The following is a 24,829-nucleotide window of genomic DNA, read 5'->3' on the forward strand; positions in this document are numbered from 1 at the left end:
TTAGACGGAATAACGTTTTCTCCACTCTTCAAGAGACATCTCATTAAAACTCTCCATATCATCTAGTCTCAATGGTGTAATGAATTCTAATGAATTACCATCCGGGTCTGAAAAGTAAATTGCTGCATGTGCATGAGGATAATTTGATAATACTAAAGGTTGATGTTCGGAAGTAAGGCCAAATTCAGTGCGAACTTCAATGCCAATTGAAGACAACCACTCTTTTACACGCTTAAGATCTTCTTCGTCAATTATCAATTATGCCTCGGCATAATTGCGTCCGGAATCGGCTTTGTGCTTGCACAAAGCACTCCTTTCCGATTCCGTGACATCCGCCGGAGGCTTTAACTTCTTTCAGCGGGTGCTTGCACACCCGCTGAAAGAGGTTAAACGCCAAATGTCGGATAGATGGATGGTATTTTAATTCAACGCTATCACTTTCCCATAAACCTAACCAGCTTTCCCCTTTAACGATCCAGAAAAAAGCTACCTTTCCTTTTTTGTAAGCGAGCTCCAACCCTAATTTTTGATAAAATACAATCGAGTTTTCTAAATTACTAACTGGTAAATGTGCTTCATATAAACCTTTTATCATTTTAATATACTCCTACTTCACCTTTATTTATGAAATAATATATAAAAAACACATTCCATTTACATCCATCTTTAGTCTGAAATTAAAAAAGCCTATCCTCTAATCATTAAAAGAACTCATATAATCCATTAACAAAATACTCATAAAATTAAAAACCCCCTCCTTTGAAAAGAATTTAGACTACACTTCCCCTTTCTAAATAATCAAAGTAATTATATCAATCTAATTTCCATTAGAATCATAAAAAGATTCTCTTTCTTTTTTCATAACAAGCGACTTTAATGTATCGCTTAATTCCTGAATACGACTAGTTGTATTCGTCATCATTTCAAGCATAGTATGTTCGTCCTCCACCGAGTGCACAATCTCTCCTGTGGAAGTTGCATTTTGTTCGGTCATGTCATTAAGTTTTTCAATCTGGAATTGGATTGTTTCAAACTGAGAAATGGCGCTGCTTAATTCATTCATCCCTCTAGTTAAATCTATATTGGCATTATTAAATGAATCTTTTAGAACATTGAAGAAGTTGCTCACATCTTGTAAAAGCATTTCCCCTTGTTGTAACGCTCTTTCGCCGTCATCAGAGCGTTGATGAGCTTCTGTTGATTTTTCGAACAAAGTCCTCGTTACATTCGTAATACTTACCGTAATAGCAGCACTTTCTTCCGCTAATTTCCGCACTTCATCAGCAACGATGGCGAATCCTTTACCATGCTCCCCCGCTCTTGCCGCTTCAATTGCAGCATTAAGAGCAAGTAGATTCGTCTGTTCTGCAATATGCTGTATGCCCTTTAATAAACTATCTACGGTTTTCAAGCTAGTTTGTAACTCATTCACTGTTTCGGCTGTAGAACTCATCGCTTGATTCATTACGTCCATTTGCACCATCGCATCCTGCATTTTCTCCCATCCTACTAGAATCTCCTGCTGCAAATCAGTAGATTTTGAAACAGTATCCTTTGAAATTGAGAATGTTTCGTTGACAAAATGCACAGATTCCTTCATCGTGCCATGAATCATTTGTAAGCTAGATGACTCCTGCTGAATACTTGCGGAAATATCCTCAGTAGCTAAAAGAATTTGTTTACTAGACCCTGATATACGCTGCATTGTTTGTTGGAAATGTGTAACGTGCTCATCTAAGGCTTGACTACTTTTTTCAATTTCCTGAAACGTATTCTCAAGTTGATTTAATGACGTTTTTACTTCATCTTGCTGAATTGCAGCATGCTCAATTAGTTCATTGCCCCATTTTGCGATTAAATATAATGCAATAATAACACCATTCATAATCGCTAGAAGGGTTATGAATACCGTTATATCATTAAATGGACCTAGTAATGATTCAGACTTAACAATATAAAGAATCAGGAAGCTGATGTTTGTTAGCACGCCAAAAAATACTAGTAATTCTTTCTTAAAATACAGAGCGATAATGGCCACCGAACAAAGTAAAATATAATGTTTATTTAATGAAAAGCTTTCAACTAAAAATAACGTAAAGACAACACTTGAAGGAATCATTCCAAAAATAAAGCCTTTAACATACGTTTTAATTGGTAAAAAGTAATTACATATAGCTAAAGCAATAACCGCAAGTCCAACAAATAAGAACATAATGCCCTTTGAAAATATGAGCGGTCCACAAATTAGCGCAGCCAAAATTGCAATGATGGCTAAATTAACTCGATGGACCTTTTGTGTATCGTAGCGAATATTTTTCTCCATTAATAAATCCTCCTAAAAAATGAATGGACATTCAGTATAATTTTCTATTATTATAAAGTATAATCACTACTTTTTATAGATAAAAAATGCATATTAGAGAATATTTCGTACTCAATAGAAATGAAGGGGGATTATTTAATGAGGAGAGTCCAACAACTTGCACCAAATTTTTATTGTATTGATACACACGATTTAAATCGAGAACAACGTACAAGCTCATATTTGCTGATTGATGAAAAAATTGCCTTAATCGAGACTTCTGCTAGTCCGTCTATGCCTTATATAGTAGAAGGTTTGAATGAATTACATATTACTCTGGAGGATATTCAATATGTAATTGTTACGCATATCCATTTAGACCACGCTGGAGGAGCAGGTTTATTTTTACAAAGCTGTCCAAACGCCACATTCGTTGTCCATCCACGAGGTGTATCTCATATGGTAGATCCAAGTCGTCTAATTGCAAGTGCTAAGAGTGTTTACGGAGCAGAATTCGATCTTCTATTTGATCCGATTGTACCTATTGATGCTGAACGCATTATAGAAATCGGCCATGAGGAGGTACTATCTTTAGGTCAGCATCAGCTAACGTTTTATCATACAGAAGGTCATGCAAAGCACCATGTATCAATGCATTATTCTGCTACGAACGGATTGTTTGTTGGAGATACTACTGGTGTACGTTATCCAGAAATGGAGAGCGAAGCAATTGATTTAATTATTCCTTCCACTTCACCAAATCAGTATGACCCACATACGATGGAGCAATCTATCCAGCTTTATGAAAAGTTAAATGCTTCAGAATTGTATTTCGGTCATTTCGGTGCATATAGAAATCCGGCTGAAGCTTACAGACAAGTGCGCTATTGGACGCCGCTATTTCTAGCTGAAGGAAAAAAAGCGTTAACGGTATCTAGTGATTTTAAAGAACAAGTACATTATTTAGATAGTAGCTTGAAGGCACTATTACACAACTATTTACAGGAAAACGGTATCGCAGAAAATCATCCCGTTTATCAAACAATCCCGTTCGATACCATTGTTTCTGCAATGGGGATTCTTGATTATCTAGAAAAGAACGACGTATAGAATGGTCCTTAAACACGATTTGTTTAAAGATTCAGTAGAAAACACATCGGCGACTTTCTTAATACTTGATTGAGAGAAATCGTTTGCCCCTTCCCGTTTTAAGGGCTGTCATTAGTTTCTAAATATAAGGATCGTGCTGGTCTATTCTTTTATTTTCATCTAACCCATTCTAACTTACCGCGATTATATGACCAAAAAGGTTAACCATCTCATACGAGGTGGTCTTTTTGTGTTTTTAATCAAAAATGAGACTAATTAATTGATACTGATTAAAAAGAGGCAATTTCTCTTTAGAAACTATTCAATACTCCAAAATAAACTCATTGCTATCCTCGTTGGATTTAGAAAAAATTACATATATAAAATAACGCAATAAATTGTTAAGATTTGATAGGTAAAGTATTCTATGGAATGAAATTGGAAAGGTGACTTTTCTCCAGCAAGTAAAGGCGTTTATTTACTAATTGAGAAAATAGTAATAGAATTACTCTTTACTTATTCTTTTAAAGATGTGAGAAAGCGAGTTCCTTATTTTCAGAAGTTTGGATGGGAGTAACATTACCTATTCTTTTATCATTCATATTTAAACCGCTTAAACCGATTATTATTGTTGATGTTACTGGTATATGTTTTGTAATTGTAAGTGAGGTAAACATTTGTTGTTTAACTAGCGAGTGCTCTCATTAAATATTCGATTCACGAAATGCCAAAAGAGGAAGACTGAGTGCTCTCTATGCATTATATAGATGAATGATGTCTTTTTTGTTTTACAGCAACAATCTTAACAAAAAAGGAGTAACCCAATTGAAAATTTTTTTAAATGTAATATCTTATTTAGTTACTGCTATTGCCGCAGTTCTCGCATCTTTTACTTTAGCAGAAATTTATCATTTTAATAGTGATGATCAATATAGGTATTACCAAATTGGTATTTTCTTAATGTCACCTATCACTGTGATTATTTCCTTTATTATCTGTTATTTTTTAATAAAAAAAATAACGATCAAACCGATAATTTTTGGTACATTAATCGGTTTTTGGTTGATCAAAGTTATACCAATGGTTATCTTTTCATATCACTACAGATTAGACGAAGATTACATACTAAACATCTTTATTAGGAACACAATTGACTACTATATCCTGTTATTGCCAAGCATTCTTGTGTTTTTATCTCATTTCTTATTAAAGAAATATAACAACTGGTTGCATATCAGTGGCTTTACACTTGGAGCCACTATCAGTTTCTTTTCAACCTATGCAATAGTTCTTTATATAAGACATCTTAATAATTCATTAACTTCGTATCATTATTTCGATAACAACGAATTAATGATCGTTCTCGTAGGAACTGCTATTTTCACGATTCTAGGAAATATTATCGGACTCAAGAAATTTAATCAGACACAAGAGAATTATAAAGAAGATATAGCTAAGTAAATTAAAAAGAGGTGCGCTAAATGAATGATGTGTTTTATAAATAAACACTTTAAGCTACAAGCATCTGCAGACTTAAAGCTCATAGCTGAAGAAATAACAAAACAAGCTGTTACATGGGCTGTTAACAGTCATTGGCATGGCGACCATATCCGAGGCAACCAAACATTTAAGCAAGTCACCCTTAGTAAGTATTAACATTAATTTTTGATTTAGCAAACGAAATCAAAAACTATTCAAAAGATTTAGATTACATAATAATATTAAAATCTTGTTAAAAAGCATCGCCACTAAAGCTGATGCTTTTTGCTTTTATTGAGGTTATGCTCCACTCTGCATGTTCAACTTATGAATGTATCATTGCTCCTTTAAACGTTCTAAAGCCGAGTGAAAATCCTGGCTCTCCCCTATTTCGCGGAAATTGTTAAATGGATTGCTTCCTTCTTTCATACGCTCCAGTACAGCAGGAATCGTAAATTGATCAGGTGTTAAATACTCATTAACCTCTTCCCAGTATAATGGCGTTGCCACTAATCCCTTCTCATTGCCCCGAGTTGAATAGGGCGCAATAATCGTCTTGCCTTCTGCATGCTGCACATAATCTAAATATAATTTTTGATGTCTATTCTTCTTTAAACGCTCGATCGTATACAATTCTGGCTTTTGCTCACATAAAAAACGACAGATAAATTCAGTAAATACGCGCACCTCATCATAAGTAAAGGCGTTTTCAGGTAATGGTATATATAGCTGTAATCCTTTACCCCCTGATGTTTTCACAAAAGATTGAAGCTTAAAATAATCGAGCATTTCCTTTAAATCCAGTGCCCCAGAAACGGCAAGCGAAAATTGATCGACTGAAGGTGGATCTAAATCGAAGACAATTTCAGTAGGATGCTCTGTTTCTAACGTTTGAAAAGGTATGTGCAGTTCTAATGCAAGCTGATTGCCAAGCCATAGTAATGTTTCAAGATTGTTGCATACAAGATAATGAATATCGTCCATCCATCCTGTTGAAGCAAATGCAGGTATTTTCTCTGGACTACTTTTTTGATAAAAGCTTTCCCCCGGCACGCCATGAGGAAATCGAATTAACGTAAGCGGTCGATCTCGCAAAAAAGGTAGCAAATACGGAGATATCATTTGCAAATAATGCAAATAACCATCCTTCGTAATACCGATTTCAGGCCAAACTGGCTTATCAGGATGCGTTATCTGAACAGTGTCTGGAATAGGAAAAAGCTGACGCTGCATATGCTGCCAATGACAATCCTCTGGCAACATCTCCAGTCGAAATGCATGAAAACGCGGTTCTCGACATTTGCTGCCATCAAAATCAATACACGCTATATCGACACAGATGGATGGCTCCAACTCCCATGTTTCATTTTTCCTCTGCCCATTTGCTTGAAAAAAAGCAATAAGTGTTTTACGTTCTTCCTCTGACATTCCATGTTTAAAACTAACTACTTCAACTAGCTCCTTCTGTTGATACATACTGCCATGAAAATAACCATTGCTATGATCATATTTCGTAACGATCACCGTTACATATCTCCAATTTTTTATTTTCAACCAATGTGTCGAGCGTGTATCCCCAACCCATTTACTTGTTTTCTTCTTCGCAACCATGCCCTCTCCGTTGTAAACCTTAATAGCCTGCCAAAGAGATTCACTTTGTTCCACACTATTAATCACTTGCAAAGGACGCTGATCCTCATAATTGACAGTCACCGGGAGCTTTAAAGTCGCAAAAAGCTTAGAAAGTTGCTGTTTGCGTGTTTTTAAATACTTACTTGTTAGCGACTCCCCTTTTAAGCTCAGTAAATCAAAAGCTATATAGTGACAAGGGAAAGTTTTAGCATGTGTAACAATAACATCTTTGTTTTGCATCCTTCCTCTTTGTTGGACAAGCGAAAAATCACTATTAAAGTTATTCGTTAAACAAACTAATTCACCATCAAATGTAAATGGTAAATACTTTTTAACTTTATTAAATATACTTTTACAAAAATCGAGTATCTCAGGAAACAAGTGATTTAAGTTATTGCCATTTCTACTTATTAACATTGGCTGTTCGTCCCACACTAACATACATCTAAATCCATCATATTTTGTTTCGTACATCCATTCTTCGCCAATAGGCGTTTCAAGCACTTCCGTTAAAAGCATTGGTTTCATAAGAATACCTACTTTTCTTTTTACCTTCAGTTTTTGACGATTTCACTTTAAGATACATAAAAATAAGCAAAATATATCATAGTAAGAAAAACGAGGTGATTCAAATGCATACAGTTTGGAAAGGCAGTATCTCATTTGGTCTTGTCAATATACCGGTAAAACTTCATGCCGCTACTGAAAATAAAGACATTAAATTACGACAGCTCCATAAAGAATGTCATACCCCTATTAGCTATAAAAAGGTTTGTGAAGGCTGTAACCAAGAAGTAAAAGATGAGGATATCGTAAAGGCGTATGAATATGCCAAAAATAAGTTTGTCGTATTAGATCAAGAAGAATTAGAGAGCTTGCGGAAGGAAAATGAAGATAAGGCCGTTGAAATCATTGATTTTGTGAAATTAACAGAAATCGACCCTATTTATTTTGAGCGCACATATTTTTTGTCCCCTGATTCGACTGGCGGAAAGGCTTATTCCCTTCTACGTCAAACTTTAGAGCAATCAGGAAAAATAGGCGTTGCTAAAATTATTATCCGTTCAAAAGAGCAATTAGCAATCGTACGCGTTTATCAAAACGCTTTAGTGATGGAAACGATTCATTACCCTGATGAAGTAAGAAGTGTTGGTGATGTTCCAAATGTGCCAAGCGAACAAAATATAGTTCCAAAAGAGCTAGAAACTGCACTGATGCTCGTTGATCAATTAACGACCGAATTTAATCCTGAAAAATATACAGATGATTACCGCAATGAATTAATGGAGCTTATAGAGGAGAAAAAAGCTACGAGTACAATTTCAGCTAACGATAAACGCCCTGTCCCAGATAATGTCACGGACTTAATGACAGCGCTCCAAGCCTCTTTAGAGAAAACGAAAAAGCCCGCAACAAGAAAACGAACAACGAAAACGAAGAAAAATGCTTAAAATACACATATAAGAAGCGTATCCTTTATTTATTGGATATGCTTTTTTTAAAGAATCTCCCTTTTACTTGATACGACAATTAGCTTGTCTCTATACATTCCATATTTGTGATAAAAATTAGGCTTGCCAATCTCCTCAAAATGACGATTCCATTTAAACATTTTTATAAATATTGAGAAGCTCGGTTTGTAATTGGACTTTTCCAAACCGAGTTTTTGTAACGTAAATCTCTTTATTATTCGATAACTTCTGATGTAATAATTCGTATTTAAGAAAATAATTAAGTCGGCATTCGAAAAACTTTGCGCTACCCACTCCTCATTATGAACTCCCTCAATAATCCAAGCTTTTGTAAGAATAATATTTTGCAAATAATTCACTTTTTGTCGATCGGCCCTTCTAATATCCCCTGAATTTTGTCTGATCCAAACAACATTATCTAATTCATAATAAGGATTATTTAATTTCTCGGATAATTCTTTCGCTAAAGTAGTTTTCCCGCTCCCAACAGAGCCAATGATATGTATTTTTTGAGGAAATTTAGTACTCAAATGAACACTCCTATTCATTTTTCAATTTGATTATTTGTGGCTCACCACCATAGCGTGGGGTTGATTTCCGTTCCGGCTGGGCGCTTTGTTGCTGACGCTTCGCTTTCGCACAGAGCAAAGCTTCCTGGGAGCTTCCGATGAGCCGCTTCACTCGCGATGCTCGCTCCAGGGTCTCGGGCCAACAGGATGTTGTTCACGAAGGTGTCGCCCAGCCTCCATTCCAATCAACTTATATATAAGGCATTTGTTTATAAGCACCAACTATACATTTCAATAAAAACCCAATTTGCATGAATATTGGATATATTATACAATATTCTTACAATTAAAGAAAAAGTCGAAGGAGCCAAATTATATGTTTCAAAATGAGTTTAGTGGAAATCTAGAGAAATATAATAACCCAATTGAATATGATGCACTCTATGAAAATTATAAAGTAGATTTACATTATATTGAAAATCACCTAAAAACAAAGAACGATACGATTATTGAATTAGCTTGTGGGACAGGTCGATTAGCTATTCCCCTTGCCAAGCAAGGATATGAGGTTTATGCAATTGATATTCATGAAGGGATGATTCAGCAAGCCATTGAAAAAGCGAAAAAAGAGAATGTTGATGTACATTTCACTGTGCAAGACTGCACACAACTTCATTTACCAATCACATCCAATTTTATTTATATGACAGGTAATTCATTTCAACATTTTTTAAGTAATGATAGTCAAAATGCTTTATTCCAATCCGTTAAACAACACTTACATCCTGGAGGAGAATTTGTATTCGATACGCGAAACCCAATTCTAAGCGAGCTTTCTATTGTAGATGAATACGAAGAAAGCTTGGTTACTAGCAAAGGAGAAAAACTAACCATTCAACATCATGAAGAATATGACCCTATCACACAGATCTTAACTGGTCGTTCTATCAATAAGCTAGAACATTCAACTTTCGAAGATTTAATTCGAATTCGCTATACGTATCCAATGGAATTAAAGAGGCTATTAGAACAAAATGGATTCGACTTGTTACATCTATTTGGGTCATGGAACAAAAGTGACTTTACAAAAGATAGTAATTGTATGATTGTACATGCACAATTGAAAAAATAAATACTCATTCCACAAACACCAGTTCCCCTCTTTCTGTTATAATGAAAAAAAACTAGGAGCTCAATAGATGATAAACATTCGTGGACGCATGGAGCATTACCATATAACAGGTTTAAGTATTGTAGCTATCGAAAAGGGAAAAATCAGTAAGCAAGAGCATTTTGGTGTTCTAGAAGCAGGTACCGATAAAATAGTTAATGAGCACTCCATTTTCAACGCTTGTTCGATCAGTAAGTTTCTAACAAGCATTTTAGTAATGAAATTCGTAGAACAAGGAATTGTAGATTTAGATGAAGATGTTAATAAAAAACTAGTTTCATGGAAGGTTCCTGACAATCCTTTGACGAAGCATAAAAAAGTTACATTACGCAACTTACTTTGTCATCAATCTGGTATTGTGGACCCTGAGGGCAGTTTTATGGAACTAGAATCTTTCAACGAAATACCGTCCATGGTAGAAATATTGAATGGTACAACCTCTTATTGCCCTACTACCATTGAAGTGACATATGAACCTGAAAGTGAATTTCACTATTCTGATGCAGGCTTTTGTCTTATTCAACTATTACTAGAAGATATAACTCAAAAACCTTTTTCTTATCTCATGGACACTTTTATATTTAAACCACTAAGCATGACAAACAGTACATGTTCTACCTCTCTTTCAACATCGACTTTAGATAATTTTGCATGTGGCCATGATCAAAATGGAGCTGTAATTCCAGGGAAATATTCTATTTATCCTTATATTGCAGCTTGTGGTATATGGACTACCCCAAGCGATTTAACAAAATTATTATTGGATATTATGAATGCTGTCAAAGGACAAAGTAAAATTGGCATTACGTCCAAACAAGTAAAAGAACTATTCCGCACACAGGGATGTAAAGAATGGACAGGTCTCGGTGTATTTCTAGATGGCACGGACGACAAACTCGAGTTTACCTCTCTTGGCTGGGGTGTTGGATTTCAATGTATGTTAGTCACCTATCCATATATTGAACAAGCGATTGTTATGATGAGCAATACTGACACAGGTATGCATCAAATGAAGGGAATCATGGGGGAAATCTACCGTTCGCTTTCCTCCTATTAAAAAGAGGCTTATCAAATAGCCTCTTTTTTCAGGTAAAGTATCATCAGCCCTATTATTTTGGTTTCAGCTTAACTGATGAGAAACTGCGGAGAGTGGCGACTGCTGAGGGATGAGCTTGCGCGGAAAGCCCCGCAGGAACGTAGTGACGAGGAGATTGAAGCCAAGCCCGCGGAAAAGCGCCAACTCGGAGTGAAAATCAACCTTTGAGGCAGATTATCTAACCTTTTTCTTCACCTTATAATGCATTTGCACCATTTGCCCAAAGCGTTGTGTATTTACTAACTCCAGGTCTTGAAATGGATTACTATCCTTAAACAATGGAATGCCAGAACCTAATAGATGAGGTGTAATCGTAATAATTATTTCATCTATTAACTGTTCCTTTATAAAAGGATCGAGAATTCCCGCTCCACCAACCATCCAAATTTTAGAGCCTTCCTGTTCCCTTAACTTTTTAGTAAACGCTACAATATCTTCGTTTACAAACTCAACATGTTCGTTTTGACCACTTAGTGAAGTTGTGAATACATAACATTTCTTATCAGGATATGGAAAAGACTCAATGTGGTCTACAACCCAATCATACGTTCTTTTACCCATAATAACAGTATCAATGGATTGATACATATCTGAATATCCAGCATCCCCTTCCCCCTCTGCTTCTTCTAGCCATCGTAAATCATCATTCTCTTTCGCAATATATCCATCCAAACTAGTTGCAATATATAAAATAATTTCTCGTGACATAACATCATCTCCTTTAAATTTTTGAAAAACTCCTGAACAAGATCTATACTAAACAAAAAACATGACAACTACTGACATGATTAAATGAAAAAAGGTGAGAAAATGTCAAAAGCAAAACGACTATTAGATATCCTTCTGTTTGTAAGTGCAAAAAAGAAATTTACTGCGCAGGAAATTTCAGATGAGTTCAATATATCGATTCGCACGGTCCATCGATATATTTTAGATTTAAGTGATATGGGCTTACCTATTTACGCAGAACAAGGACGAAACGGTGGCTATACTGTCCTATCGAGCAGACTTCTTCCACCCATTTTATTTACAGAAGATGAGGCAGTTTCGATTTTCTTTGCGTTCCAATCACTTCATTATTACCGTGATTTACCCTTTAATACGGAAATACAATCCGCTTCTCATAAGCTTTATAGCTCGCTTCAGGAAGAGGCAAAGCGGAAAGTAGATCAACTTCAATCTTACATCGCGTTTTGGAATCCTAAACGGGCGATTGAAACCCCTTTATTGAAAGACGTTTTAGAGGCAGCTATTGAAAACAAAAATCTACATATTCACTATGAATCAAAATCAGGTACAACGACGAAACGTATTCATCCAATTGGTGTGTATGCTCATGATGGGCTGTGGTATATGCCTGCCTTTGATTTCACAAAACAAAAAATATTACTGTTTCGTGTAGACCGAATTGTTTCCATTATAGAAAGTGAAGAAAACAAAGAGATATTTGTAAATTTGAAGGAGTGGTTTAGTAGCAATTTTGAAAATAAACAACCTATCCGTTTACATGTTCTATTATCAAGAGAAGGTGTGAGACAATGCAAAAGCGAACCAAACCTAGAAGAATTGGTCGTGATCAATGAAAATGGCACCGGTTATATTAATGCCATTATAGACAAAGGTGAGCTGAATTTTATTAGCCCCCTTTTCTATCGGCTTGGCATGCATGCACAAATTGTAGAACCGAAAGAATTAGTCGATATTTTACGGCAGCAGGCAAAAGACATTTTATCTATGTATCTAGAAAATGATTAAAGTTTTATGACGATTTTGTAAGATTGGCGTAACATTCATCGTTACTACTTTATGGATAACTTCCGTATACTTTGTCAATGAGGAGTGAGAAACATGCAACCAATTGAATTAAACAAACGAATTGATACACTAGATTATTTAAGGGGCTTTGCTTTATTAGGAATTATTTTAGTCAATATTCCAGGATTAATGTGGATTAATCTACCAGACACATCTGTAGATGTTGCATACAATAGGTTTTTAACACTTTTTGTGGAAGGTAAGTTTTTCACCATTTTTTCATTTTTATTTGGTGTAGGCTTTTATATTTTCATTTCCCGTGCAATGGCTAAAAATGAAAATGCCTACTTTTTATTTGTTAGAAGAATTATTATTTTATTGTTAATCGGGCTTGTACACTTTTATTTCCAACCTGGAGAAGCATTAACCATCTATGCAATATTCGGGCTAATAGCGTTACCTTTTTACAAAGTTCGTAAAGAAATAAACCTAACTATAGGGCTTATTTTATTAGCGGTAACCGCTTATTTTGGTTTCAAAATTGCTATGCCGTTCCCTCTAATTTTACTAGGATTAGCTGCTGGGCAGTATCGAATTTTTGAAAAGATCCATGACAATCGTAAAAGAATAGTTATCTTGACAGTTATTATGTCCTTTATTAGCGTAGGGGGATTGCTGTATCAATGGCATTATGTCCCAGAGGCAATGGTGAACTTTGATCAAATGACAGAAGATGAGCTTAAGGTACATGTGACAAACATTGAAAAGTTTACACTTATCGGGCTTCAATTTAGCCCATTTGTATCAGCATTTTATGTAGGATTATTAATGCTTTTACTGCAACGTCCTTTATGTCAAGTTTTGCTTTCACCTTTAAAAGACTATGGTCGAATGGCATTAACAAATTATTTAGGACAAACCGCGCTGATTATAATAATTGGTAATGCTTTTCACCTTATTGACAATATTCGTTTCATCCAATCTCTATGGATTTGTATAGGCATTTACATTTTCCAATTGCTATTCAGTAAGATTTGGTTAAAATACTTTACATTTGGTCCATTTGAGTGGTTATGGCGCATGGGAACGTATTGGACAGTACCTTCCTTGCTTAAAACTTCTACTAATTCTAAAAACATACCTAAAAAAAGTAATTGATTTAGGCAAAGACCTAACAGCCATCTTTTCTTTTTCATAAAATGGTAGTGTACCTAATTTGCTTCCAACTTGCTCATACCTTGGGCAAGAAACACACCCCCATTATTATTAAATCTTTCTTTGGTCACTTTCCGCTTAGGAAAAGTGGCCTTTTTTCATATCATTTACCCTAAATTTATTTTTGATAAAAAAACCGACAAAATCATTCAAGATTTTGTCGGTACTTTGCTTATTTAGCAGCCCAAATATCAATTTCTATTTTAATGTCAGGAAGTCCTAAAGCAGTAATATAAGCTATCGTCATAGATGGATAAGGATTTCCAAACATCGTCTCCCATTGTTGATAGAAGTCATCCCAATCTATTTCTTCTGTTGCCCAAATATTGGCCTTCACCACATTGTCTGCGTTAAGTCCCTCTGCCTCTAATATTAATTGAATATTTTTTAATGTATTTTTAACCTGCTCTGTTAGTGTCGATGGCAATTCACCGCTAGCTCCTACTCCAATCTGTCCAGATAATGCATACATTGTTGAATCCTTAGGAATTATTGTGAGGTGGCTATAGTTGCCAACAGGGCTAGGTACTTGGATTGGATTTTTGCGTGTTATTTTAGTATTCATGTTAATCTCCTTAGGTTTTTATTTTTCTAAAAAAGGGCAGACTCGTCCCTAAAAACTCCATTTTAGAAAAAAACAGCAGTTGAGAATCCGATACCCATAGATAAAAAACGTATTGACCTTTTTTTCATTTGGATTCTCCCCCTTCACCTAAAGTCATTTTCACATTACCATAATTTTCTTGAACAATCAAATCTCTACATTTCTAATTCTTTTCCTTTTTCGTAAAGATTTTCACCAAACCTACTAAATAGTAAATCACACTTGACACTATTACACTATAAAATAATACAGTAATTGATGTCGGACCCCATACTTGGATAAATTCCCAATTTGATCCCCCAGGTAATACTTTCGGGAACATTATGATTAGTCCAATAATTATTGCAACACTTAAAGAATGAATAACTAATAATATAGCCCTTTTCATATTTATAGCTACTATAATTCGTTGTTTTTTAATAACCTTTTTCAAGGAATGTAGCAATAAAACGCTTAAAAACATCCCAAAGCCTACAACAATAACGCATATAAGTGACAGTGTTTTATCCAAATTTTGAAAGTTGTCAGCATGAATAGTATTTACCGTTTTCCCTTCCCATAAATCCATCACACCTTGCCCTATCTCAGTTGTATAGCTCGAGTTCATATTGGATAATACGGCTACTCCTATTTGTTCATCGGGCTGCATGATGAAATAAGATGAAAATGTAGGGTTTGCACCAGCATGGAATATATATTGTTTATCTTCTTTTCCTATAATTCCCCACCCACTTGCGTAGTATGTATCCTTATCGAATGGCTTTACAGATTGATCTGGGATATGCGATTCTTGAATAATTTTGTTCTCAAACGAATTAATTTGACTATTTCCTAACTGGAGCATTAACCAGTTTGCTATATCGTTAGTGTTACTAATAATATATCCAGCAGGTATATTTCCACGATAGATAGGTGGTGTGTATTCCTGTTCTCTCATCAGTCCTATTTTATATCCTGACGCCATCTCATTAGATTTAACTTGATGAAGTCCAACAAATGAATCTTTCATATTGATTGGCTCTAATATTTGCTGTTTGATATACATATCAAAAGGTTGTTTTGCAACCTTTTCAATAACGAGTCCTAAAACATCATAATTGATTGTTGCGTATTCAAATGAGCTACCAGGCTGTCTATTTAATGGCTGACCAAGCAATTTTTTTACAGTCAATTCAAGTGCGTTCTCTTCGTTACTTTTAGGAATATTTGATATTGTGTTCGTAGCTATACCACTTGTATGATACAGTAACTGATTAATAGTAATCGCCTGAGGTTCCCCATTATATTCCAACTCCAACCACGGGATATACTTTCGGACATCATCAGAGCGATTTAGGTACCCTTCCTTTTCCAATTTTAAAATGGCAAATCCAGTGAAGGCTTTCGATGTAGATCCTAGTTCAAATAATGTATTGGAGGTAACTGGTGTTTTTGACTGAACATCGGCGTATCCAAAACCTTTTTCATAAACCATTTTCCCCTTCTCAACAATTACTAGCGATATCCCTGGAATTTTACTAATTGCCTTTTGCTCTTGAATAAATTGATCAATCTTTTGAGTTTTTTCATTTGCATCTGCGTTTACGATTGTAGGCGTAAAACTATAAAAGGACACAATCGTAACGATTATAGACAAATAGATTTTTAATAGTGCTTTCATTTTCATTTCTCCTTTAAGCAATCAATGCTGGGTATAGGGTTATAAATTATCATAACAGCATCGTTAACTATACCAAGCATTTCGGACCACAACAATCGTTTTACATGACTAAAGAAATCACAATATGACAGTTTTGTAACTTACTGTCCTTTAAAAAAAGTCACTAAAAGACCAGTCGCTCATAAAAAATGAGTGCTGATCTTTTCTACGATATCTAATAATAGTTAAATTTCTGCTCTAAAGGCTTTACCTAACTGATGACCAAGTCCAAAATAATGTCGGAAATTATAAATTAGTGGGCTCCATTTATTTGGATCAATATAATTTTCTTCAACAATAATTTCCTTATGGGCATGGACATGTAAAACTTGTGTCTCAACAACGGCAAAAAAAGAGGCATATTCAGGGCTTCGAATATGTTTTACCCTTGCCTCCAGTTGAATTGGACACTCTGCAATTCTTGAAGGCTTTACTGATTTAGACTCGGTTGGTGTTAAGTTGCTAATTTCATATTTTTCTTTTTCAAATGAAAATCCATTCACTCTCTTAAATTCAGGAACGGGATTTTTCCCTGAAAAAGGAGCTAATTTTTCTACGTTCTCCCATAATGAAGGGCCTGGGACATTAATTACACATTCTGGATGTCGTTCTAAATTTTCAATTGCTTTTCCTCCATGCCCAATCCCTAATATTATACAATCCCCTAACGCCCATGATGACGAAAGAGGGCTAATATTTACGGTATCATCTTCATTCAGTGTAGTTAATAAAATCACAGGTGTCCCGTAGTATAAAATTTTTGGATGAATAATTTCTGTTTTAGCAATTTGAGTCATTTTTTCTCCTCCTATCCGTACTTTCAATTTTTATAGTACAAGAGAAATATTTCAATTTTCATCGAAATATGAATTGCATTTTCGGTTTTTCACATGATTGATTAATGGTTTATCAAGTTAAGTAAGGTTTTTTAGGGTTAAATAGTTATCCAAAAGCAGAGTATTTTTTCCATCAAATACTAGCAAACCAAAGGCATTTTCATGAAGTTATAAAAGCAGCCAGCCGTTGAAGCTTTTAAAATAATGGGCTACCAGTATACTAAGATGCAGTTGCAATGACAAAAAAAGATTCTTTAAGCGATGCTACTCGCCCCTTATTGGCATGGCTAAAAAGATAATGTTTGACATATAGCCGGCTAGAATGCTAAACATTTGATGAAATATTAAATGGAATAGAAAATGACCAGGCACAACATTAAATGCAGTGCCTGGTCATTTTCTTTTCAGATCATTGTGTTATCGTCGATTTTTAATTACAACCTCAGTTACAGCTAACGCTTTTCTTGGTTTTATATTATCCATAATAATATCCGCGATGTCATTAGGATCCATTAATGTTTTAGTTTTTTCCTCAGTGAAAATCCCGTCCCAAAACTCTGTTCTCATACCACCCATGTATACAGCACATACATTAATCGCTGTTTCGCTTAATTCTAATGCTAAACTCTCGGTAAATCCGCGTACACCAAATTTACTAGCACAATAAACAGATTCCGTAACTTTTCCTTCTAGACCAGCTGTTGAAACAATATTGATGATTGTTCCTTCATTACGTTCTTTCATACCTTTTAATACTGCTTGTGAACAAAAAATTGTTCCTTTTAAGTTAATATCAATCATTTGATGAACTGAATCCTCATTCAAGTTTTCAGCAATATCAAAATAGCCAACACCTGCATTATTAATTAGCAATGGAATGGACCCAAACTCATCCTGTATAGAATGAATTATTTGAGTAACCGTTTGTTTTGAAGAAACATCCACCTCATAAATAGAATAGCCATTAGTTAACATTTTAGCCGTGTTCTCAAGCTTTGATTTTGTTCTACCAAGCAAACAAATGTGATAGCCTAAAGTCGAATACTTTTTAGCAAGTGCTGCACCTAAACCACTGCCTGCCCCTGTTATAACAACGATATTTTTACTCATACTGATCATCCTCTCTCGCAATTAATTATACCAGAATAGGAACACCTATCAATAGGAAGAACGTTGAACTGTTTCCACAGTCCGCCCTAGCGTGAAGCCGTAATATGTACTGTTACTCATCTGAGTTATTCATATAACGCCAAATATCCACAATACGTGCAAAAGAAAGAATTAGGTGACACCCTCAAAATGGTAGAAAGTCATAGCACAATAGATAGCTAATGAAGAAAGATTTACATATCAATTTCTACATTTTTATAGAAAATTGATGAATACGTTTAGAGCATTACTATAGATACTGCATACAATGAGAATGTAATCTGCAGATTATAAATCTATTTTATAGAAGGAGGTGAATTTAAATTGCCTTTAACTACTGGACCAATTGAAAATACAGGAAATCAACCAGCTAATGCAGCTAGCGTTCGTATAAAAATTCTCAACCTAACTGGAGGTACACTAACTGGAGTAGTAAGAGTTTTTAGACTTAACGGTACAAGACGATTACTATCAACTACTGCATTTGCTGTAAATGCCAATGCTTCTACTTTTATAACTCGAAGTGTAATAGGTTCGGCTCAATATGAAGTTGAAATCGTTCCTGATCAAAATGGCGGATTATACAGCGTTTATGGTAGAACAGCTTCGGGTGTTATTATTACGGCTCAAAGGGTTCTGAATTCAGAATTAACAGAGATTCATTAATAGTAGGAACAAAACTTTACTAACATTCATCGTTTAAAGTATTTAAAGGAAAATCAAGTGGGGTACATTTGAGAACCAGCTTCTCCTATGTACCCTAATTTTATTTTGCCGAATAATTAAGAAAAATCACTCATTTTTTAAGGAGTGACTTTTTAATTTTGGGTGTAGTACTGAATTGACGTTTTATATAAAAATCCACTTTTTAACATTTTTGTTCCTAATTTTATCTACCTTGGTCTATATATGTCCATCTTTTCTTGTCAACCAACATTATTTTGTCATTTTTTGGGTTTTCCATACATATACTATTATATTTATTAAGTAAAATGCATACTTTCATTGAACACAGAATATAATTCTGGAGGGTGTTAAATGAACACTATTAAATCTTTAATTTTCCCCCAAGACTTGCATAGATTAAGCAAAACTCTACTTAAAGAGATTTGTAATAAAATGACTTTAGATACCAATGGCAATGTAAATGAATTAGCTAGCAGAGTTTGGGATGTTTTTGAGCATATTGATGGCGATGTTCTTAAAATAATCAGCGATAATATTTTCTCTGGAGCGGTTTCCTTAGCTTGGTACCAGGCGACAAATAAAACTGATTTAACAGGTTTTAAACAAAGTATTATTAATAAAATGCCATTTAATCCTTTCGAAACAGTAGTTACACCAAATAGCGAAAATGTCCCTATTGATCCTACCATTATTGCTGGTGCTGATATCGAAGGTTCACAAATATATTATTTACGATTCATTCATAGAACAGGTGTTAATGTTGATTACTTTTTAGCAAACCGTAGAGAATACATTAAACACGAAATTACAACCGTTTACATTGATGAAGTTAAGGGAATAATTGAAGTACGAGCAAGTTCTGCCGTTGCAAAAAAAATAATTGCCTGGTTAACTAAAGTAGTTGATGAACAATACGAATTCAAACAGTATGATTTATTGGATAATTACGGTGGTAATCTTGCGACTTTAGCGGATTCCCTTCAAGGAAGGCTGATTGATGCTACAGGAAGACCAGCAGGATTAGTCAATACATTTGAAGAAACGCAGGGTCAATCCATTGTGAGTATACTTTCTGCAATTGATGAATACTATACTAATGGTGAATTATCAGTTCTAGAGCAAAATTTAAATTGCGAACATATCACCGGTATTTTAGAAACAACACCTTTTACTTTGTTACTGTTAAGTGGTCTTGAAACGATCGGATTAGGTAGTATTAGAGAACTAAGAGGTTTACCCTTATACAATTATTTAGAGCCTTATCTTTCCAAACAGAAAGGATCTATACTATTTGAACATAGTGTTGATGGGGTTAAACAAGAATATTCTGTTCGAATCGGTGTAAATACAAAGACATTTAAGTTCAATGTATTTGCGTCTGAACCTGTATTGGATTATATTAGAGAAAAATTGATTTACCAAATTTATTCTGCGAGGTAAAAGTATTGAGCAATTTAAAGCCATGGGAAATTTCTCAAAAAATAGATAATGCACTTGAGGTAATCGCTATTAGTAAAATTGATAAATTTTACCATAGTTATATTGCAAAAATAACTAACTTGCCTCTTGGATTAGTTATTGATCAATTATCTGAATTAGAAAAACAAGAAGCGCTCATTATAAAATTAGAATTTCAATGTGAGGAATGTAGTAGAAGTATTTTAACTGCTAGTAAATCCGAGCTTGAAAATATCGATTCCGTTACATGCAAATATTGTGGTACAGAGAACTGTTTTGATCCTTTAAACGCTATTCCAATCATTGAATTTAGTGAGGATTTCAGACAAAGTTTTTCAAAAAAAAAATTACTAATAAAAAGGAAAATGTCGGGTTAACTAAACACAATAAACCTGAGAGTTTAAGAGAAATTATCGATATTTTAACAAAAGAAAATTCTGATCAAGTATTGGATAAAGTATCAAAACTTGGGAAAGTTACTATTATATTAGGAGATGGTTATATGGGTGAATCTAGTAAATATGGTGGTCTAACTTTTGGAGAAAACAAAGGTAATATAACTATTGAAAACAATGGTACACTCAGTCAAGGGATAGCTAGCCCACCAAGTGACATTATCAATGCTTTACAACAGCTTCAAAAAGACATTCAGCACCTAGCAGATGAACAACGAGAAATTGCAGAAGCTCATCTTGAACTCCTTAAAACTCATATTGAAAATGGAGATAATGAGAAAGCTAAAAAACCATTAGAGAAATTAACTAGTATACTAGGTGTTATTAGCTCTATTGTCTCGATCGCTTCTACATTAGGACTTGGAATTCCGTTAAAATAATTTACATCAATTATGCGATGATTTTAGGCTAACATTATTTGCGAACTCCCTTTCGATTTCTGTGACTTCCGCGGAGGCTTTGGATCAACGTGATGTTGGCCACTCAGTCGTGTGTTGTTGTTGTTGTTGTTGTTGTTGTTGTTGACGCTTCGCTTTCGCACAAATAAATTGCCACAGGACGTGGCGTTCTTAGACTTTTCAGGGGATGTTAGTGAGATATTCTCATATCACTACTTTTGGTGCATCGTTAATAAATTTCATAATATCATTATCCTTTTTGGATTCTTCATTTAATTCAGGTAGAATGTAATGACAACACAGTTCTTAAATCGCAATATCAATAATGTTTAAAACTTTTTAATATTGTCTTTTAAAGATGCTGGCTGTCTGTATATTACAAGGGACTGAAAAACATCCAGTTTTTAATGCTAAAAGACCAATTCTTGCTCATGAACTTGAACAAGAATTGGTCTTCTTTATTCTCCTTTACTATCTTTTTCTTCTAAAATTGTAATGATTCGTTTCAAATTCACGGCGAGATTTGCTGTTGTACTCTATTCACTATGTTTAGTCCTCTTAAAATAGGGAAAAGAAAAAATATAGAACCAGGTACAATATTTTTGGGAGGGGTTAATAATGGCGAAACGAAGAACAGGTGTTGTAATTACAGGATTAGCTTTAATAGCAACTTATTTAAGTAAAAAAGAAAACCGTGATAAAGCATTAAGTATGCTCAATAATGCAAAAACTAAATTAGGATCCTATTTAACTACTGCGGAAATGGACGAAAACATATCAGAGCGGATAACTGCTCAAGCAGCGACACGAGCTGGAACATCTCCTACAAAAATAGCATCAAACGAAATGGTTGCTGAAGGTGGAGGACATACAGGTATCCATTTTTTCAATGAAGAAATTCAGGGAAAAGAACAATAAAAACACAAACCTTCTCAATCCAATTTAAATAATTGGATATTATAACTGATTAAGTTTTTCAATTATATTAAGTATTAAAAGTCGATTAATACCGAAAATTTTGGTATTAATCGACTTTTTCGGTGGCTTTCCCACATAGATTGACCTTTTTGGCTTTTTATTTAGCTACTAAAATTTTTTTCACTCAAATATTGCGTACCTTATAAAAATATCCCCTTCAAAAGGACATGTAATTGACTAGAATTATATAGTCATTTTTATATGCCCAATTTAAAGAGGATCATTCCATACTAAGTGTTCTCCAGTTTATTTATCATTCAAATCATCAGGATAAACAACTGAGTTAAATACATCTCCATTTGCCTCATCTTTAAAGTTAACAGTAACTTTAAACTTCTCCGGATCCATTCCATTAAAAAGTTGATAATACATACCCACTATAGCAAGTCCCATAGATGACATACCATCAAATCCGTTGTCAAACTGTTCCTTATTTACAGTTAGTGTAAACTCCGTAAAGGACTTATTATAAGTTACATCTTTAATAGAAGTAAAATCATCACTAGTTTTAATTTCTTCTACCGTTTCTAAAACACTTTCTTCCAGCTCTTTCAACATTTTTTTATGAACTGATTTAGGCATTTTGTATGTTAAAGAGCCATCACTATTTTTAATGACTTCATTAACCCCTTCTTCTTTCGCAGCAGTAATCGCAGTTTCGATGTCCTGACCTTCCAAAAACGAAGCTGGTATTGTAACTTCAACGTTTAAAAGTCCTTTATCGACTTTAATGGTGTTTCCTCTGCTGTTTGATCAGCATTATCGGTTTTCTTACCACTGTCGCTTTCTTTGTTACACGCTACTAACAAAATAACTAGTAACAATGTGAGTGGTACTAAAAATAATTTTTTCATAGTTTAAACTACCTTTTTCATAAATATACATAAACAGATGGAGATTTACCATATCTATTTTCATCTCTTTCCTTTGATTTCCCCTACATTTAGCTTTTTTCTAAGTCTCTTAACAGCAATGCTTTTAATGCATTGGTAGAGTTACAGCGTTTTTTACCATAAAAAATAAGCATTCAATCAAAAGATTTCCTGCCCATAAATTGATTTGCTGAAGCTACTGTTACGCCGTTGCAAAAAAACAATTCTTTTATCCAATAAAATTCAAGTAATCATCTTTACACAAATTAGGGGTACAAGTTATTCTTGTACCCCAGAAACCTTGATATATAAGCATTTGTAGCACTATCTAAAGATGTTATGCTCATAAAGATAATCATACGAAAGATCGACGAACAAGTACTCATGCTCGTTTATTGCAATCGAAAATGTTCTTGTAATTTCACCTGTCTCGATATCTCGATAAAGCTCTGAAATTTCTCCGCTTTGGTCGTTGCGCATTTTAATGATGGTTTGTAGGAAGTATGGTCGCCAACTCCAGTTTTTATTGATCGCCCTAGGCTGCAATTCCCACTGACCGTCTATACGCATGACGTTTGGGGATAGTTGGAAACCATCTTCATTGCAAATATATACTCGGAACGAATAACTATCCAACAACTGCGCTAGATGCTCTAAATGTGTGATGTTGTCACTAGAAGGCTTAACACGATGGACGATCGCTTCTAGCTCCTCCCTCAACTTTTTCAACTCAAAATATTGTGCCTCCAAAATTTTCTTTTCAGAGGTAATAAATTGTTGGCATTCTTCTTTAAAACGCTCTTTTAAAATATCCTTCTCTACGAATGTTAATGCAGAATTTGCCAAGTATCGGCCCTGATAAAATCGGCCTCCATTTTTCCAGGCAAATTGTAATTGATAAACTGTTTCGATTCCTTCAAATAAAAGATTTGCACCAATTTTATAAGCTAGGCTACCTATTGCTGATATCATATCTGACTGTGCGGACCAAGAATCATAATTTAGGTCACGAATATTGACCTTTAAGATTTGTGGTGATAATAAAGCAATGTGCTCTAGATGACTCTCCGCTCCTACTTCCTGAATAGCAATTTTGACACCAAAAGTCGTAAAGTATCGTACTGCATGGTGCAACTTATTAATGTCACCTAAAAAACGATGCTCAGAAACAACTAATACAATACGATGTAAATCCTCTTCACTGATGTATTGTTGAATAATATTAAAATTACTTTCACCGAAATCCTGCATCAGTAAGTTCGGGTTACTTGGAATATAAATATCAATATCCTGTCCGATTTCATTTACTTTTGCTAATGCAGCGTGTAAAATTTTATGTTCCATATCGATACGATATTCTTCTGGAATATCTTCGTTATTCACAAAGTCTTTTAAATTAATTTGTTGACCTTCAATTTGTAACTGTCCGGAAATTTCGTAGGCAATCACCGTATGCGCATCTGCGCTAAATATAGGTTGAAAATACCCATGTATTTGATCTAAATTTGTTAACACTTCAATTGCATCCATTGTCGAAACCTCCATACATGATGTTATCCAAGAATAACATTACATTCACAGCTCATTTCATGAAAAAAAGCTCTCTGAATGTATAATAATTTGTTTAAAGTAAATTGGCAACTTCACATGACATTATTTTATGGAATAAATTGTCCTGAAGTTTAACAAGATCCTACCAAGATGATGTATTAATAAAACGAATTAGTGCCTAATCATTTTTTTCACACGCTTTATGTTCATCACTTCTTAACAATAAAGGTCATAAGAAATACCATTACTTTGACGAAATAAAATTTCTTTTTCATACCACAGACGTACTCTATATCGTGCGTTTTTCTGACATTTCATCTTTCATAACGACTTTCCCACAAAATAGGTTGCTTAAGTACAAATATTTTTATTTAGCGCCACACGAACACATGGATTCGCCTTTTCATGTAGTAATGTGTAAA

The 24,829-nt window shown here is 34.4% G+C and carries 24 protein-coding genes and 2 pseudogenes; 13 read left to right on the plus strand and 13 right to left on the minus strand.

The annotated features are described in order from the left end of the window. The 3 genes and pseudogenes from ACFTQ7_RS08605 to ACFTQ7_RS08615 form a co-directional block, all read right to left on the minus strand. Positions 1-258, minus strand: a complete 258-nt coding sequence (locus ACFTQ7_RS08605) for a VOC family protein (protein ID WP_386828148.1) — start codon at positions 256-258, stop codon at positions 1-3. A gap of 91 nt (positions 259-349) precedes the next feature. After that, a pseudogene (locus ACFTQ7_RS08610) lies at positions 350-595 on the minus strand (VOC family protein); the annotation flags it as partial. Between the two features lie 222 nt (positions 596-817). Next, positions 818-2,323, minus strand: a complete 1,506-nt coding sequence (locus tag ACFTQ7_RS08615) for a methyl-accepting chemotaxis protein (protein ID WP_386828149.1) — start codon at positions 2,321-2,323, stop codon at positions 818-820. Positions 2,324-2,461: 138 nt separating this feature from the next. Between ACFTQ7_RS08615 and ACFTQ7_RS08620 the strand changes: the two genes are divergently transcribed. From ACFTQ7_RS08620 to ACFTQ7_RS08630, 3 genes and pseudogenes are all read left to right on the plus strand, one after another. Beyond that, positions 2,462-3,412, plus strand: coding sequence for an MBL fold metallo-hydrolase (locus ACFTQ7_RS08620; protein WP_386828150.1), 951 nt, complete (start codon positions 2,462-2,464; stop codon positions 3,410-3,412). 804 nt (positions 3,413-4,216) lie between these two features. Further along, a complete protein-coding gene (locus ACFTQ7_RS08625) occupies positions 4,217-4,852 on the plus strand; it encodes a hypothetical protein (RefSeq protein WP_386828151.1) in 636 nt (211 codons plus the stop codon). 57 nt (positions 4,853-4,909) lie between these two features. Next, a pseudogene (locus ACFTQ7_RS08630) lies at positions 4,910-5,026 on the plus strand (MBL fold metallo-hydrolase); the annotation flags it as partial. 180 nt (positions 5,027-5,206) lie between these two features. Here the strand turns inward: ACFTQ7_RS08630 and ACFTQ7_RS08635 are convergent. Then, a complete protein-coding gene (locus ACFTQ7_RS08635; protein ID WP_386828152.1) occupies positions 5,207-7,030 on the minus strand; it encodes a DNA ligase D in 1,824 nt (607 codons plus the stop codon). A 104-nt stretch (positions 7,031-7,134) separates the two neighbouring features. On the opposite strand from ACFTQ7_RS08635, the gene ku reads away from it, so the two are divergent. After that, positions 7,135-7,953, plus strand: a complete 819-nt coding sequence (gene ku / locus ACFTQ7_RS08640; RefSeq protein ID WP_386828153.1) for a non-homologous end joining protein Ku — start codon at positions 7,135-7,137, stop codon at positions 7,951-7,953. 47 nt (positions 7,954-8,000) lie between these two features. Here ku and ACFTQ7_RS08645 read toward each other — a convergent pair whose 3' ends face one another. Continuing rightward, a complete protein-coding gene (locus tag ACFTQ7_RS08645; RefSeq protein WP_386828154.1) occupies positions 8,001-8,504 on the minus strand; it encodes an AAA family ATPase in 504 nt (167 codons plus the stop codon). 355 nt (positions 8,505-8,859) lie between these two features. On the opposite strand from ACFTQ7_RS08645, the gene ACFTQ7_RS08650 reads away from it, so the two are divergent. Next, positions 8,860-9,615: a methyltransferase domain-containing protein gene (locus ACFTQ7_RS08650; protein WP_386828155.1), complete on the plus strand. Its 756-nt coding sequence runs from the start codon at positions 8,860-8,862 to the stop codon at positions 9,613-9,615. A 67-nt stretch (positions 9,616-9,682) separates the two neighbouring features. After that, positions 9,683-10,711, plus strand: a complete 1,029-nt coding sequence (locus tag ACFTQ7_RS08655; RefSeq protein WP_386828156.1) for a serine hydrolase domain-containing protein — start codon at positions 9,683-9,685, stop codon at positions 10,709-10,711. A 213-nt stretch (positions 10,712-10,924) separates the two neighbouring features. Here the strand turns inward: ACFTQ7_RS08655 and ACFTQ7_RS08660 are convergent, their stop codons facing one another. Continuing rightward, positions 10,925-11,458: a dihydrofolate reductase family protein gene (locus ACFTQ7_RS08660; RefSeq protein WP_386828157.1), complete on the minus strand. Its 534-nt coding sequence runs from the start codon at positions 11,456-11,458 to the stop codon at positions 10,925-10,927. Positions 11,459-11,560: 102 nt separating this feature from the next. On the opposite strand from ACFTQ7_RS08660, the gene ACFTQ7_RS08665 reads away from it, so the two are divergent. Both ACFTQ7_RS08665 and ACFTQ7_RS08670 read left to right on the plus strand, forming a co-directional pair. Further along, positions 11,561-12,505, plus strand: coding sequence for a helix-turn-helix transcriptional regulator (locus tag ACFTQ7_RS08665; protein WP_386828158.1), 945 nt, complete (start codon positions 11,561-11,563; stop codon positions 12,503-12,505). Between the two features lie 93 nt (positions 12,506-12,598). Then, entirely contained in the window at positions 12,599-13,663 is a 1,065-nt protein-coding gene (locus tag ACFTQ7_RS08670) for a DUF418 domain-containing protein (RefSeq protein WP_386828159.1), read from the plus strand. 229 nt (positions 13,664-13,892) lie between these two features. On the opposite strand, the gene ACFTQ7_RS08675 is transcribed toward ACFTQ7_RS08670, so the two are convergent. The 4 genes from ACFTQ7_RS08675 to ACFTQ7_RS08690 all read right to left on the minus strand — a co-directional run bounded on the left by ACFTQ7_RS08675 (position 13,893) and on the right by ACFTQ7_RS08690 (position 17,969). Continuing rightward, a complete protein-coding gene (locus tag ACFTQ7_RS08675) occupies positions 13,893-14,285 on the minus strand; it encodes a RidA family protein (RefSeq protein WP_386828160.1) in 393 nt (130 codons plus the stop codon). Between the two features lie 202 nt (positions 14,286-14,487). Next, entirely contained in the window at positions 14,488-15,990 is a 1,503-nt protein-coding gene (locus tag ACFTQ7_RS08680; RefSeq protein ID WP_386828161.1) for a serine hydrolase domain-containing protein, read from the minus strand. Between the two features lie 218 nt (positions 15,991-16,208). Then, positions 16,209-16,820: a flavin reductase family protein gene (locus ACFTQ7_RS08685; RefSeq protein WP_386828162.1), complete on the minus strand. Its 612-nt coding sequence runs from the start codon at positions 16,818-16,820 to the stop codon at positions 16,209-16,211. A 456-nt stretch (positions 16,821-17,276) separates the two neighbouring features. Continuing rightward, complete coding sequence (locus tag ACFTQ7_RS08690; RefSeq protein ID WP_386828163.1) at positions 17,277-17,969, minus strand: SDR family oxidoreductase; 693 nt, start codon at positions 17,967-17,969, stop codon at positions 17,277-17,279. Positions 17,970-18,332: 363 nt separating this feature from the next. Here ACFTQ7_RS08690 and ACFTQ7_RS08695 point away from each other — a divergent pair, with 363 nt between their 5' ends. The 5 genes from ACFTQ7_RS08695 to ACFTQ7_RS08715 all read left to right on the plus strand — a co-directional run bounded on the left by ACFTQ7_RS08695 (position 18,333) and on the right by ACFTQ7_RS08715 (position 21,924). Continuing rightward, the gene (locus ACFTQ7_RS08695; RefSeq protein WP_349658121.1) at positions 18,333-18,674 is read left to right on the plus strand and encodes an ATPase; all 342 of its coding nucleotides are present in this window, start codon (positions 18,333-18,335) and stop codon (positions 18,672-18,674) included. A 372-nt stretch (positions 18,675-19,046) separates the two neighbouring features. Beyond that, positions 19,047-20,135, plus strand: a complete 1,089-nt coding sequence (locus ACFTQ7_RS08700) for a hypothetical protein (protein WP_386828164.1) — start codon at positions 19,047-19,049, stop codon at positions 20,133-20,135. Positions 20,136-20,140: 5 nt separating this feature from the next. Continuing rightward, positions 20,141-20,530, plus strand: a complete 390-nt coding sequence (locus ACFTQ7_RS08705; RefSeq protein ID WP_386828165.1) for a hypothetical protein — start codon at positions 20,141-20,143, stop codon at positions 20,528-20,530. Between the two features lie 125 nt (positions 20,531-20,655). Then, on the plus strand, positions 20,656-20,988 hold the full coding sequence (locus ACFTQ7_RS08710) for a hypothetical protein (RefSeq protein ID WP_386828166.1): 333 nt from the start codon (positions 20,656-20,658) through the stop codon (positions 20,986-20,988). Positions 20,989-21,624: 636 nt separating this feature from the next. Beyond that, the gene (locus ACFTQ7_RS08715) at positions 21,625-21,924 is read left to right on the plus strand and encodes a hypothetical protein (RefSeq protein WP_386828167.1); all 300 of its coding nucleotides are present in this window, start codon (positions 21,625-21,627) and stop codon (positions 21,922-21,924) included. Positions 21,925-22,230: 306 nt separating this feature from the next. Here the strand turns inward: ACFTQ7_RS08715 and ACFTQ7_RS08720 are convergent, their stop codons facing one another. The 3 genes from ACFTQ7_RS08720 to ACFTQ7_RS08730 all read right to left on the minus strand — a co-directional run bounded on the left by ACFTQ7_RS08720 (position 22,231) and on the right by ACFTQ7_RS08730 (position 24,386). Beyond that, the gene (locus ACFTQ7_RS08720) at positions 22,231-22,662 is read right to left on the minus strand and encodes a hypothetical protein (protein ID WP_386828168.1); all 432 of its coding nucleotides are present in this window, start codon (positions 22,660-22,662) and stop codon (positions 22,231-22,233) included. 29 nt (positions 22,663-22,691) lie between these two features. Next, the gene (locus ACFTQ7_RS08725; protein ID WP_386828169.1) at positions 22,692-22,838 is read right to left on the minus strand and encodes a hypothetical protein; all 147 of its coding nucleotides are present in this window, start codon (positions 22,836-22,838) and stop codon (positions 22,692-22,694) included. Between the two features lie 342 nt (positions 22,839-23,180). After that, a complete protein-coding gene (locus ACFTQ7_RS08730) occupies positions 23,181-24,386 on the minus strand; it encodes an EAL domain-containing protein (RefSeq protein WP_386828170.1) in 1,206 nt (401 codons plus the stop codon). Positions 24,387-24,829: the final 443 nt, after the last annotated feature.

The sequence above is a fragment of the Lysinibacillus sp. NPDC056959 genome, from assembly GCF_042674095.1.
In the GTDB taxonomy this organism is placed as follows: domain Bacteria; phylum Bacillota; class Bacilli; order Bacillales_A; family Planococcaceae; genus Lysinibacillus; species Lysinibacillus zambalensis.